Raw genomic sequence first — 14,304 nt, forward strand, 5'->3', positions numbered from 1 at the left:
TCATGGGCGACCATCGCGATGACCGGGACGCCATCAACGGCGAAAACACCGTCTATCTGGCGGAACTGCACACACGCTGGCAGCACGACCCGTCATCCGTGGACACGGCTTTCGCCGCCCTGTTCGAAACCCTCGGCTCCGACCGCCTGCCCACAGATGCCGCCGAACAGACCGACGCCAGCACCGAGAGCCTGAAATTCGCCTATCGCCTGCGCGGACATGCCATCGCCAAGCTGGACCCGCTCGGTCTGGCACCCGTCCCCGATATTGCCGAACTAAACCCGCCCGGTGCCGACCGGGACCTGATCGCCCGCCTGCGCCGTGCCTACTGCGGCACCACGGCCGCCGAGTTCATGCATCTTCAGGACCCCGCCCAACGCCAGTGGTGGATCGACCGTCTTGAAAACCCTGTTCCCGGCCCGTCGCTGGACCAGAAGCGCCTCCTCCTCGCCCTCACCCGCGCCGAAGCCTTCGAGCAGTTCTGCCAGAAGCGCTTCATGGGCATGCGCCGCTTTGGCCTTGAAGGCGGCGAGAGCGTCATTGTCGCCCTGCGCACCCTGATCGATGCCGCCGCACAGGACGACGTGCGCTCCGTCTCGCTCGGCATGCCCCATCGCGGCCGTCTGAACGTAATGGCCAACATCCTGCGCAAGCCGTTTGCCGCCATTTTCAGCGAATTCGCAGGCACCGCCTTCAAGCCCGACACCATTCAGGGCTCGGGCGATGTCAAATACCATCTCGGCACCGCCACGACGCTCGAACATGCGGGCCATACCGTCCGTATTTCGCTCCTGCCCAACCCCTCGCATCTGGAAGCGGTGGACCCTGTTGTGCTGGGCCGCGTCCGCGCCGATCAGGACCGCGAAAAGGACCACGACCGCCAGCATCATCTGGGCATTCTCGTCCACGGCGACGCCGCCTTCGCCGGTCAGGGCGTCGTGTACGAAACCCTGAGCCTGTCCAAGCTGGAAGGCTACCGGACAGGCGGCACGGTTCACGTCATCATCAACAACCAGATCGGCTTCACTACCGTCCAGTCCGACGCCCATTCCGGCATCCACAATACCGACATCGCCAAATCCGTTCAGGCCCCGATTTTGCACGTCAATGGCGATGACCCCGAAGCCGTCTCCCGCTGCGCTTTTCTGGCGCATGAATGGCGCCGCACCTTCCAGTCGGACATCGTGCTGGATGTGGTCTGCTATCGCCGTCACGGCCATAACGAAGCCGACGAACCCGCCTTCACACAGCCAGCGATGGTCCACGCCATCCAGTCCCGCGCCACGACACGAAGCCTCTACGCCCAGCACCTGATCCGCACGGGCGTCATGACCGAAGCCGAAGTCGAGGAGATGTGGAACCACTTCCAGAACCGTCTGGAAGAACAGTTCGAAAAATCCAAGACCTATCACCCCGACGGCACGGACTGGCTGGACGGCCCCGAAGACCCCACCCGTCTGCAGGACGAGCAGGACCGCATCCAGCCCATGACCGGCGTACCGCTCCGCCGCCTGCGGGATGTTGGAGAGGCCATCGGCACGATTCCGGAAGGCTTGGCGGTTCATCCGCGTCTGGCCCGTCAGATCACGGCACGCGGCAAGGCGGTGGCCGATGGCGGCCCGCTCGACTGGGCGACCGCCGAGGCCCTCGCTTTCGGCACCCTGTCCATGGATGGCCACCCCGTCCGCCTGTCCGGTCAGGACAGCCGTCGCGGCACATTCAGCCAGCGCCACGCCGTGCTGTTCGATCAGGACACAGGCCGCGAAGACACGCCCCTGACCCATATCGCGCCCCATCAGGCCCCGCTGAACATTTGGAATTCCCCGCTCTCGGAATATGCTGTTCTCGGCTTCGAATACGGCTATTCCCTCGGCGATCCGGAAGCGCTGGTTCTGTGGGAAGCGCAGTTCGGCGATTTCACCAACGGCGCGCAGATCATCCTCGACCAGTTCATTGCCTCAGGCGAAACCAAATGGCTGCGGACCTCCGGCCTGACCCTGCTTCTGCCGCACGGCTATGAAGGCGGCGGCCCGGAACATTCTTCCGCCCGTCCCGAGCGCATTCTTCAGCTCTGCGCCGAAAACAACATGCGCGTGTGCAACATCACCACACCCGCCAACTACTTCCACGCCCTGCGCCGCCAGATCGCGCGACGCTGCCGCAAGCCGCTGGTCGTTTTCACACCCAAATCCCTGCTTCGTAACAAGGATGCGGTATCCATGCTGGACGAAATGGGCCCGCACACCCGGTTTCAGCCCGTCATCGCGGACCCGGCCAAGGAAGAAGGCGCACGTCGCGTCATTCTGTGCACTGGCAAGGTCTATTACGATCTGGTTGCCGAGCGCGAGCGCCAGAACCGCAACGACGTCGCCATCATCCGCATGGAACAGCTCTATCCCTTCCCGCACCATGCACTCATGGAGCAGCTCGCCCGCCACCCGGACGCAGAACAGGTCGTGTGGTGTCAGGAAGAGCCCCTCAATAACGGGGCATGGATTTTCGTAGACCGTCGCATCGAACGCGCCCTGCGCGCCTGCGAGCATCGGGTCCAGCGCCCGGACTATGCAGGCCGCGACAGTGCCGCCTCTCCCGCAACCGGACTACCGGGCGTTCACGCCGCCCAGCAGGAAAAACTGGTTCAGGACGCTCTGTCCTGAACCACCCCGAACAGGAAAAACCTCAGGTCGGGCCGCCCTGATAGCCATAGCTGCTGCGGCCCGCGCCCACATTGCCATAATCATCGCCCCGAAATTGCCGAGACCCCTGACCGCCATAATCCGGCCCGCACGCCGCCAGCGCCGCCAGAAGTCCAAGCGCTATCCCAATCCGAACCCGCGTCATCAGTATTTTCCTTGCGTATCAGCCTGTTGCGACATCATAAGCCGCAAAACCCCGGCAGACCACCAGCGGATCGCTGTTGGATGTAGGGACATCTGCTCTTTTCAGGGAAAATGGTGAACCGGCTGGGACTCGAACCCAGGACCATTCGATTAAAAGTCGAATGCTCTACCAACTGAGCTACCGGTTCATCCGCACGCTGGCTACCCCACAACCTATAAGGGCGTCAACCTCACAACCGCGAAAAACAGGCCCAGTGCCTCTCCAGACATGGTCTCTCCTCGCAAAAGAGGCTATGGGCGCCCCACGCTTCGTCTCTTAGCCCCGAAAGGAAGAAACAGATGCCCATCCAGATTCTTCCCGGCCTTGCACTCGAAGACGACGAACTGAAAGTGACCTATATTCTGGCGTCAGGCCCCGGCGGTCAAAACGTCAACAAGGTGGCGACGGCCGCACAGCTCCGCTTCGACGCCGCACGATCTCCCGCCCTGCCAGACCGGATCAGAACCCGCCTGATCGAACTGGCGGGCAGCCGGGCCACGCAGAATGGCGAAATCATCATCACCGCCCGTCGCTTCCGGACGCAGCAGCGCAACCGCGAAGACGCCATAGAGCGTCTGGCGGAACTGATCCGGAAAGCGGCCCATCGCCCTGCGTTCCGCGTCGCCACACGCCCCGGGAAAGCCGCCAGACAGCGGCGTCTGGATGGAAAATCCCACCGGGCAGGGATCAAGCGCAATCGGACCGTGCGTCTGGACGACTGACCGGGGCCATCAACGACACCCATTCCGAACAGGACCAGCCGCAGCTTTTTCCTTTCACCACGATCTCATCCGATACGATCAAATAACATAAATCCGAACCCAAAGCTGGATCACATAAACACCACCGAAACGAACAACTCTATATTTCTCAAAAAATTATCAATGTGGAATTTAATTTCCCCAAACCGAACCGTAAAATCTTTTTGTTGCCAACCTGCAACAGGGAGAAAAACTGTTTTCAGAAATCGTTTTTGCTACTTTCGCGTAACGAGTTTTTATCATTACTCTTCTGAACCCCCCTCTGAACCCAAGGGCGGTGTCTTATGGAGGTACAAAGAGTAATAATGAAATCCCGGCACCGCATCTCCCTGCTCGTGACAACAGCCTTTTCTGTCATGCCCTGTCTGTCCGCGCTCGCCGCGACGACAACCAGTCATCCTGTCCGTCACCACAGCATCCGGACCGGCAGCAGCACGCACGCAACGGCACATCCCGCCAGCGCTCCAGTCGCGAAGACTGCGACGGCCGCGCCACGCAAGAAAAAGACCGACATCAACTTCGCGGGTGAAGCCGAGACGATCAACGTCACCACCGGCACCCATGCGACCAACCGCAAGGCCCGCGAAAGCACGTCCCCCGTCACCGTGGTCTCCGCTGCGACGCTCCGCCGTTCGGGCATGCTGAACCTCTCGGACGCCCTGACCCGGACCTATGCTTCCATCAACGTGGTGGCGATGGGTGCGGATTCCGCAGCTCTGACGTCCTCCATCCAGATGCGCGGCCTCGGCCCGAACGAAGTGCTGGTTCTGGTGGACGGCAAGCGCCGCCACAACACGGCGAACATCACCGCCGATGCAGGCCCGCAGTTCGGTTCCACAGGCGCCGATCTGAACACAATCCCCGCGAACGCCATCGACCATATCGAAGTGCTCGAAGACGGCGCGGCTGCGATGTACGGCTCAGATGCGATTGCCGGTGTGGTGAACATCATCACCAAAAAACAGGCTCACGGCATGCAGACCTCCGTACAGACCGGCGCAAACGCCTATAACGGCGATGGCTGGCAGTACAAGGTCGGCGCTGATGGCGGCGTAAAATGGGGCAGCGACGGCTACCTGCATCTCAGCGGCGAAGTCTATCACACGGATCACATGGTCGTCGGCGCGCATGATCACCGTCTGCTCGGAAGCTGGCCCACCAACGCCACCACGACGGGCTACTATAACGGTATCGTTCCGAATGCGATGAACGTGCCGACCAATTCCAACAAGATCATGAGCACGCCCGAAGAAACCCGCGAAAGCCTCGCCATCGACTTCGGCAAAACCATTACCGAAGGCGTGAATTTCTACGGCCTCATCACCTATATGCACCGCCACGGCGAAGCGTATGAAAACTACCGCACGCCCGTCATCGCGCCCACCATGTATCCGGCTGGCTTCTCCCCGCTCGAAACCTCGGAAGAGAACGACTATGCCGCCACGCTGGGCCTCAAGGGCGACAACTTCCTGGGCTTCGATTGGGATCTGAGCACCACATACGGCGCCGATGGCAACAAAATCGGCAACAAAAACACCGTCAATACCGGTATGCTGGCCAGCACATGCTCCACAGTTCCGGGCTCGGCCTATTATTCCACCGATGGTTGCGGCTGGTCCCCCACCACGACGCGTGCTGAAACCTATCGTATGGCGCAGTGGACCAACAATCTGGACTTCCGCCGCCACTTCAATATCGCCAACGTCGTGCCCATGACGCTGGCCTTCGGCGGCGAACACCGCCTCGAAACCTATGAGATCAAGGCAGGCACCCCGCCCTCCTATGAACTAGGCGGCACGCAGGGCTATGCCGGTCTCGGCCCCAACAGTGCTGGCAACTGGAGCCGTGACATCTGGGCTGCCTATGTCGATGGCGACTTCCATCCGCTCCCGCACTGGGATCTCGATTTCGCAGGTCGCTTCGAGCACTACACGGATGTCGGCAACACGGAAAACGGCAAGGTCTCGACCCGCTATGACGTGAGCAAACGCATCGCGATCCGTGGGACAATCAGCACCGGCTTCCGCGCGCCGACGCTGGCCGAACAGCACTACAGCGCCATGAACGTGGACCCAACCGGCGCCTCCGGCCTGCTGCCCGTCAACTCAACAGCCGCCCGTATTCTGGGTGCGAGCGCCCTGAAGCCGGAACGTTCCGTTAGCGCCAGCGGCGGCATCGTCCTGGAGCCCGTGAAGAACTTCCACGTCGAGACGGATGTCTATCAGATCAATCTGCGTGACCGCATCGTGGGCGGTGGTACCGTCAACGGTCAGCCCGCCGTCGATGCCATCGAAGCTATGGGATACTCCCTGCCTCTGAACAGCATCACCCTCGACAACGTCTCCGCCTATTACATGACCAATGGCGCCAGCACCCGCACGCAGGGGCTCGACATCAAGGCGGACTACACGTTCCGCTTCCATAATGCTGGCAACCTGAACCTCAGCATGGCATTGGACCTGAACCGGACACGTCTGCACCACAACGGAACGGACACCAACGGCAATGTGCTGCTGAACGCACAGAACATCGGCTACATCACGACCGCCTATCCGCGCAGCAAAATCATCCTGAACGCGTTTTATACGATCGGAAAATGGGACCTGAACGTGCGTCAGACCCGCTACGGCGAGACCACGGACATGCTGACCTACTATGACTGGACGGATAAGACGCTCACATGCCCGAGCGGCGGCAAGCTGGCCTATTCCAACAGCTGCTTTGCGCAGTTCAAGAATACGCCGCGCTGGCTGACCGATATCGAAGTCGGCTACCGCTTCAACAGCCACTGGCATCTGGCGATCGGTGCGAACAACGTCTTCAACGTCCGCCCCCGTCGTGTTCCGCAGATCAACAACTCCCGCGGCGCCCAGATCTACGACCAGTTCTCTCTGCAGGTTCCCATCACCGGCGGCTACTATTACGGCCGTATCAACGCCAGCTTCTGAAATCCACTTTCAGACCGTTTCATAAGAAAGGCGCCCCGCTACAGGGCGCCTTTTTCTTTAGAAAATAGCCCGATCCGGAATACTTGCAACATCCGGTGTCGTGATCGCGACAGTATTGGCGAAATGACTGCGCGCATCCTCTCCATGCACCACGCCACTCGAACAGGCAGACAAAGCCAGCGCACAGGATAGAACCATCACGTCCAATACCAGCGTTGATTTCCTGATCATCATTTTATTCTTCCTTTTCTGATCCTGACGACCATACGATCAGAAAAAATATCCGTGAAATCTTATGTTTCTATCCGTTCATAAGAACGATTTATAAAAAACCTTGCCTATCACGCGACATAAATCAGCAACAAAAAAAAGCCGGCGCATCACTGCACCGGCTTTCGTAAAATCCGCTTTTACGCAGGATTCAGGCTTCGACATAGGCCTTGACGATGATGTCGGGGTCCTTGACCACACCACCCGCGCCGGAACCACGCTTGAGCTGGTCCACATATTCCATGCCTTCCGTGACCTGACCGACGATCGTGTACTGACCGTTCAGATGCGGGCTGGCAGCGAACATGATGAAGAACTGGCTGTTGGCGGAGTTCGGTGCCATCGTGCGGGCCATGCCGACCGTGCCACGCTCGAACTTGGCAGCATTCGTGAACTCGGCCTTGAGGTCCGGATAGGAGCTGCCGCTCGTGCCGGTTCCCGTCGGATCGCCACCCTGTGCCATGAAGCCTTCAATCACGCGATGGAACTTCACGCCATCATAGAAGCCTTCGCTGGCCAGCAGCTTGAGGCGCTCGGCCGCCAGAGGCGCCAGATCGGGGCGCAGCTCGATGACCACCTTGCCAGTCTTGAGCTCGAAAACCAGCTTGTTGCCGTCGGGCACTGCAGTATCGGACATCTTGGAACCTTCCAGAATTCGTTGAAGGTTCCTATGTCGGCCCTCGGCCCAGTTTCGACAAGACGATATGTGCAACATCTTCGCTGACGAAGGGTGAAATATCGCCTCCCAGCCGCGCGATTTCCTTCACGATGCGACTGGCCGTACTGCGATGTTCTTCAGACGACAGCAGGAAAACCGTCTCGATTTCCGGGGCCAAACGACGCAAAGCGCCGGAAAGCTGGCTTTCGTAATCGAAATCGCCCCCCGAACGTAGCCCGCGCACAACCGTGCCCGCCCCGGCCTGACGCACGGCATCCACCAGAAGCGTATCGAAGCCAACGACCTCGACCCGCTCCCCATGCGGCAGCTTGTCCACCTCATGCCGCAGAGCCGAGAGCCGCGCCTCCAGATCCAGAAGCGGCTGCTTGCCTTCATTGACCGCCACCCCGACCAGCAGCCGGTCGAACAGCGCGGAGGCCCTGTGGATGATGTCCAGATGCCCAAACGTGACCGGATCAAACGTGCCGGGATAAAACCCGACACGCGGATCCGTCCGCGCCTCAGGCGTCAGGTGCAGCATCGTCACCAGCGGCAGGAGCTTCGGAGGCCACAGTCTCGTCGGCATCGCCCTCTTCCGTGTCATCTTCCAGAACCGGGAAGACACAGATGACGGTTTCGCTGTCATTCAGGCGGAACAGTGTCACGCCGCTGGCCTGACGCGCCATGACGCGGACCTGCGACACCGGAAGACGGATCAGACGCCCCGTATCCGTGACCAGCATGACGTCCGTGCCATCAAGCGTCGGCAGCGTGCCCACCACTTCCTTGCCGCGACGGTTCGCAGAGAAGGTCATGTTGGTAATACCCTGACCGCCACGGCCCGACACACGGTAATCATAGGCCGAAGAGCGACGGCCAAAGCCGCCATCCGTTACGGTCAGGAGGATTTCTTCCTGCTGTTCCAGTTCCTCGAAGCGCTCCTGCGTCAGATCGCCCGCGATCTCGACGATTTCCTCGTCGCCGGACACGGTTTCGTCTTCGGCACTGTCCTCCAGAGCCGCATTTTCAGCACGGCGCTTGGCATTGGCCATCCGCAGATAGGCCGAGCGTTCCTCGACGCTGGCATCCACATGATTGAGGATACACAGCGAAATCACCGCATCGCCATCCCCCAGACGGATGCCCCGCACGCCCGTGCTGCCACGACCGGCAAACACGCGCAGCGTCTCATCCGTGATCTGGAAGCGGATGCAACGCGCGTTCTTCGTTGCGAGGAACACATCCTGACCTTCACGGCAGGTCGCCACACCGATGAGGGAATCCCCCTCGTCGAGCTTCATGGCGATCAGGCCAGACGCACGGATATTGCGGAAATCGCTCAGACGGTTACGGCGCACATTGCCGCTGGCTGTCGCGAAGGCAAGGTGCAGATCGTCCCACAGTTCCTCATCCTGCGGCAGCGGCAGAACGGCCGTAATGGAATCCGTTCCCAGTTCCGGCAGCAGGTTGACCAGCGCACGGCCCTTGGCGGTCGGCGCGGCTTCCGGCAAGTGCCAGACCTTCATCCGGTAAGCCTTGCCGCCCGAAGAGAAGAACATCACCCACTGATGCGTGTGTGCGTTGAAGCTGCGGATAATCACGTCATCGCCACGACGACCCGAGGCCGTACGACCACGACCACCCCGGTTCTGGGACCGGAAAACCTCCAGCGGCGTACGCTTGATGAAGCCGTCGCGCGTGATGGTCACAACCATCTGTCCCGGCTCGATCAGGCTTTCATCGGTCTGGTCACCAAGTGAATCGGAAATTTCCGTCGCACGCGGGGTCGCGACTTCCGCACGGGCCGCCAGAAGCTCCTCGCGCATGACTTCCATCCGGCGCGGACGGCTCTCGATGATCTGAAGCAGCTCACCGATCTTGACGGCCACCTCACCCAGTTCGCCCTGGATCTTCTCGCGCTCCAGACCCGTCAGGCGTTGCAGACGCAGCTCAAGAATACCGCGCGCCTGCGCTTCCGTCAGACGAACCTTGCCATCGATGATGACATTGCCTTCGTCGTGGATCAGTTCCAGAAGCGGAATAACTTCCGAAGCATCCCACTCACGCGCCATCAGCGATTCACGCGCTGTCGCAGCATCCGGGGCCGCACGGATCAGCGCGATGACCTCGTCGATATTCGCGACAGCCAGAACGAGACCGACCAGCAGATGCCCACGATCCCGTGCCTTGTTCAGATCGAACCGGGCGCGACGGAGAATGACTTCCTCACGGAAACGCAGGAAAGCTTCCAGAATGTCCTTCAGCCCCATCGTCCGCGGCTTGCCGTCATCGAGCGCCAGCATATTAGCGCTGAAGGACGTCTGAAGCTGCGTGAAACGGTAGAGCTGGTTCAGCACCACATCCGGCGTTGCATCGCGCTTGAGCTCGATGACAACACGCATTCCGGAGCGGTCGGACTCGTCGCGGATGTCGGAAATGCCTTCGATTTCCTTGGCCCGAACAAGATCGGCGATCTTTTCCTGCAACGTGGCCTTGTTCACCTGATACGGGATCTCGGTGATAATGATGGCCTGACGGTCCTTGCGGATTTCCTCGATCTCGGCACGTGCCCGCACCGGAATGGACCCGCGACCCGTCTCATAGGCACGACGGATACCGCTGCGCCCCATGATGATGCTGCCCGTCGGGAAATCCGGCCCCGGGATGATCTGCATCAGCTCGTCGAGTTCGATGTCCGGATTGGCAATCATCGCCAGTGTGGCATCAATGACTTCGCCCGGATTGTGCGGCGGAATATTGGTCGCCATACCAACGGCAATACCAGCCGCACCATTGACGAGCAGGTTCGGGAAGACCGCCGGCAGAACCTTCGGCTCGTTCTCGCTTTCGTCGTAGTTCGGCTGGAAATCAACGGTATCACGGTCGATATCGTCCAGCAGGAAGGACGACGCCTTGGCCAGACGCGCTTCGGTATAACGCATGGCTGCCGGGCTATCGCCATCGACCGACCCGAAATTACCCTGACCATCGATCAGCTTGACGCGCATCGACCAGTGCTGCGCCATCCGGACCATGGCGTCATAAATCGAGCTGTCACCATGTGGATGGTATTTACCCATCACATCACCGACAGCACGTGCAGATTTGCGATAGGGCTTATCAGCCGTAAAGCCGCTTTCACGCATGGCGTAGAGGATACGGCGATGAACCGGCTTCAGACCGTCCCGCACATCCGGCAGCGCGCGCGATACGATCACGGACATCGCATAGGCCAGATAGGAGGAGCGCATTTCCTCCTCGATCGTCACAGGAAGACGGCCGGAAGAGGGCAGATCAGTCGGCTCGGTCAGCTCGGTCAAGACAGGTCACCACGCTAGAATTCAGTTTTTCCAGCATACCGCATGCGTCGCCATCACGCCACACCCGGCCCACACCCGACACTGTGACGCACATTCTCCTTCAGTCGAAATTCAGGCTCGTAAGCATTCGACAAGTAAAGGCGACGAACGAAAGATTAACGAAGTTCTCCAAAATATAGCTCAGCGTTAACATCTTATTAACTTGCGAGCACCAATTGAGCACGTTAGCAATTCCCAAACACACTCCGGCGAGTCCGTGCCGGAACTTTTTCGGAAAGATCTCATCATGGCCGACACAAACACCGACGACATCACGCCCGCCGGCAGTGACAACGCAAGCTATAACACCACCGAAACAAGCTACCATCAGCAAGATTATTCCTGGCGCTGGGTCGGCCCCGCAACGGGCGGCGACTGGACCGATCCCAGCAACTGGGTTCTGACCGATGCCGGCAATCCGGTTGATACGTCCTCCAGTGCTTTCAGCGGCTATCCCATCCCCCAGAGCGAGCAGAATGCTGACGTCAACGTGGGATACTACGGAAACGAGACACCGAATGTCGTCGTGTCCAATGCCGTTCTCTACAACCAGATCCGCAGCCTCAGCATCTGGCAAAACAGCACCCTGAAAATCACCGCACAGGGTGGAAACGGAAACGTTTTCGCAACAGCCGGTTTTGAGAACTACGGCACCCTCATCATCGACACCCCATCAAAAGTCGAACTTGGCGGCGTGACAGCGGGTAACGGCACCCTGACAATCCTGAACAACGATGGCAATGTGACGTTTGACGACGGGCAGCTGAATAACGGCACACTCAACCTCGTCAACTCAACCCTCGGCACTCTTGCAACGCCCATTAACGTTTCAGGCGGAACGATCAACCTTCAGCAGAACAGCACGCTCATTGCGAACCTGTACGGCGAAGGCGCCACGGTCAACATCGACCCAGCAACCGTCAACACGCTGTATGTCAACGACCGCTTCTCCAATAGCAGCGGCTCCATTCAGAACACCGTCATTAACGGCGTTTCCGAAAACACGCATTTCGGCATCCTGAGCGGCTCCTCTAAGCCGGTCTCCGCCACATATGAAGCCAATACAAACGGCTCCTATACGCTAACGATCACCCTTGATGACGGCCGCGCCATTACGTACCCGACGGTCAATGTCGCCAGCGGCTACACACCGGCTACACAGGCCACAATCGTACAGGACGGCTCGAACGGCTGGCTCATCGAAGACGCTGGCACATCAACGGCTCCTGCCTCCTATGTCACCAGCGACCTGCACCAGCATCTTGCCTCCACCGCAGCCGCAGCGGCTGCAGCCGGTGGCGATACCTCGCAGTACAGCAGCAATGCCGTCAGCTACCACAACCATGACAACGTCTGGCGTTGGACCGGTTCTGCTACGGGTGGCGATTGGTACGATCCGAAAAACTGGACGCTATACGACGGCCAAGGCAACGTCATTAACACATCCAACAGTTCCTTCGGCGGCGACGCGGTTCCGCAGAGCGAGCAGAATGCTGACGTTAATGTCGGCTATGTCGGCAACACCACGCCCAACGTCGTCGTCGCCGACGCACCGTCCTACAACCAAATCCGCAGCCTCAACGTCTGGCAGAACAGCACACTAGAGATTACCGCGCAGGGTAGCAGCACTTATAGCGGCTACGTTTTCGCAACGTCCGGTTTCGAAAACAACGGTACAATTCTCATTAACACCGCAGCAAAGGTCGAACTTGGCGGCGTCACAGAGAACCGTGACGGCGGCACTATTACGATCATGAATAACGACAACAACGTCGTGTTCGATACAAACAGCGTCAATAATGGCGGCACGATCAACCTGATCAACGCAACGCTGGGCGCTGCCACCAACCCAATCTCCGTTTCCGGCGGTACACTCAACCTCTCGCAAGACAGCAGCCTGTTTCTGTCTCCGGGCGAAAACATCAATACCATCAATGTTGATCCGAACACGATCAACACGGTGTATGTTCAGGCTAACGGCCTGCTGCACACAGACTCATCGAACACCCAAAGCGTCGTGATCAACGGCGTCTCCGCCAACACGCATTTCGGCATCTCCGGTGTGTCTTCCGCTCCGACGGCTGCCACCTACACGCCGAACGCTGATGGCTCCTACACGCTTCAGATCACGCTGGCTGACGGTCGCCTGCTGACATTCGGCGACCTGCATATGGCAAACGGCTTTGTTCCAAGAACCAACGCCACCATCGTCCAAGACGGCAGCACTGGCTTTCTTGCGGAAGATTCAGAGGCAGGCTTTTTTATTATCGAAGCCATAGCTGAAGGCCCCTGCTTCCTCGCAGGCAGCATGATCCGCACGCCGGAAGGCGATGTGGCCGTTGAGACCCTGCGCCTCGGCAGCACGGTTCTGGCTTTCGTGAACGGCGAAACCGTCGAGCGCAAAGTCACCTGGGCCGGCCGTTCCCACATGATCGCCAAGGCCGGTCTGGCCGACGCGGAAGCCGGTTATCCGGTCCGCATCATGCAGGGCGCACTCGCCGAAGGCGTGCCTTACAAGGACATGCTGGTCACTCCGGAACACTGCCTGTTCATCAATGGCGGTTTCATCCCGGCCCGTATGCTCGTGAATGGTCGTTCGGTGGTCTATGATCGCACGATCGCCGTTTATGACTACTTCCATGTGGAAACGGCTGAACACTCGGTCATCATGGCAGACGGCATGCTGACGGAAAGCTACCTCGACACCGGCAACCGCCAGTCCTTCCGTCAGGACGGCAGCGTTGTTTCTCTGGGTGGCCGCGAGCGCAACTGGAATGACGACGCAGCAGCTCCGCTGTCCGTCAGCCGGGACGTGGTCGAGCCGATATTCCGTGAGATCGAAGCCCGCGCCATCGCAGCAGGCCTTGAGAACACGGTTGCCGCTCCGGCTCTGACCGAAGACGCCAACCTGTACCTCGTCGCCAGCACGGGCCAGACCATCCATCAGGTCCGCACCGCCAATGGCCGCGCGATGTTCATGATCCCGTCCGACGTGACAGGCGTTCGCATCGTGTCCCGTACCTCCAGCCCGAGCGAAACGGTCGGACCGTTCGTGGATGACCGTCGCGAACTCGGCGTTCTGGTCGGTGAAATCACGCTGTTCGACTCGGGTAACACGATCCGCATCGACCAGCACCTGACGGACGCAGACCTGTCCGGCTGGGACGTTCAGGAGAACACCGCAGTCCGCTGGACGAACGGCAACGCCATGCTGCCACTGACGGCCCGTCAGCCGAACAGCCTCGGCATGCTCGCCATCCAGATCCTGGCCGCTGGCCCCTATCTGGTGACGTCGGAAGAAAACGCAGCCCTGACCGCCTGAAGCCAGCCGGTCTGAAATGAAAAAGCCTCACCCTTTCGGGGGTGAGGTTTTTTTGGGTCTGCACCACAGTCAAAAAAACCCCGGAGGCCTAAGCCTCCGGGGTTTT

9 protein-coding genes and 1 tRNA gene are annotated in these 14,304 nt (G+C 59.7%); 4 read left to right on the forward strand and 6 right to left on the reverse strand.

Annotation, left to right across the window (positions count from 1 at the left end):
* Window positions 1-2: 2 nt before the first annotated feature.
* Entirely contained in the window at window positions 3-2,657 is a 2,655-nt protein-coding gene (locus tag GKO01_RS03720) for a 2-oxoglutarate dehydrogenase E1 component (protein ID WP_099285800.1), read from the forward strand.
* 22 nt (window positions 2,658-2,679) lie between these two features.
* Here GKO01_RS03720 and GKO01_RS15895 read toward each other — a convergent pair whose 3' ends face one another.
* Together GKO01_RS15895 and GKO01_RS03725 are read right to left on the reverse strand one after the other, a co-directional pair.
* Window positions 2,680-2,841, reverse strand: a complete 162-nt coding sequence (locus tag GKO01_RS15895; RefSeq protein ID WP_167383417.1) for a hypothetical protein — start codon at window positions 2,839-2,841, stop codon at window positions 2,680-2,682.
* 111 nt (window positions 2,842-2,952) lie between these two features.
* Window positions 2,953-3,028, reverse strand: a tRNA-Lys gene (locus GKO01_RS03725).
* A 151-nt stretch (window positions 3,029-3,179) separates the two neighbouring features.
* Between GKO01_RS03725 and arfB the strand changes: the two genes are divergently transcribed.
* Window positions 3,180-3,602, forward strand: a complete 423-nt coding sequence (gene arfB / locus GKO01_RS03730; protein WP_062031087.1) for an alternative ribosome rescue aminoacyl-tRNA hydrolase ArfB — start codon at window positions 3,180-3,182, stop codon at window positions 3,600-3,602.
* A 344-nt stretch (window positions 3,603-3,946) separates the two neighbouring features.
* Window positions 3,947-6,589, forward strand: coding sequence for a TonB-dependent receptor plug domain-containing protein (locus GKO01_RS03735; protein ID WP_099285801.1), 2,643 nt, complete (start codon window positions 3,947-3,949; stop codon window positions 6,587-6,589).
* 57 nt (window positions 6,590-6,646) lie between these two features.
* On the opposite strand, the gene GKO01_RS15900 is transcribed toward GKO01_RS03735, so the two are convergent.
* The 4 genes from GKO01_RS15900 to gyrA all read right to left on the reverse strand — a co-directional run bounded on the left by GKO01_RS15900 (window position 6,647) and on the right by gyrA (window position 10,828).
* Window positions 6,647-6,823, reverse strand: a complete 177-nt coding sequence (locus GKO01_RS15900; protein WP_167383418.1) for a hypothetical protein — start codon at window positions 6,821-6,823, stop codon at window positions 6,647-6,649.
* A gap of 187 nt (window positions 6,824-7,010) precedes the next feature.
* Entirely contained in the window at window positions 7,011-7,496 is a 486-nt protein-coding gene (locus tag GKO01_RS03740) for a peptidylprolyl isomerase (RefSeq protein WP_086649281.1), read from the reverse strand.
* A gap of 31 nt (window positions 7,497-7,527) precedes the next feature.
* Window positions 7,528-8,058, reverse strand: a complete 531-nt coding sequence (coaD, locus tag GKO01_RS03745; protein WP_099285802.1) for a pantetheine-phosphate adenylyltransferase — start codon at window positions 8,056-8,058, stop codon at window positions 7,528-7,530.
* On the reverse strand, window positions 8,039-10,828 hold the full coding sequence (gyrA, locus tag GKO01_RS03750; RefSeq protein WP_099285877.1) for a DNA gyrase subunit A: 2,790 nt from the start codon (window positions 10,826-10,828) through the stop codon (window positions 8,039-8,041). The genes coaD and gyrA overlap by 20 nt, the downstream gene beginning before the upstream one ends.
* Before the next feature lie 295 nt (window positions 10,829-11,123).
* On the opposite strand from gyrA, the gene GKO01_RS03755 reads away from it, so the two are divergent.
* Window positions 11,124-14,198, forward strand: a complete 3,075-nt coding sequence (locus GKO01_RS03755) for a Hint domain-containing protein (protein WP_167383419.1) — start codon at window positions 11,124-11,126, stop codon at window positions 14,196-14,198.
* The last annotated feature ends 106 nt before the right edge of the window (window positions 14,199-14,304 follow it).

The organism is Gluconobacter kondonii, from assembly GCF_002723995.1.
GTDB classification, from domain to species: domain Bacteria; phylum Pseudomonadota; class Alphaproteobacteria; order Acetobacterales; family Acetobacteraceae; genus Gluconobacter; species Gluconobacter kondonii.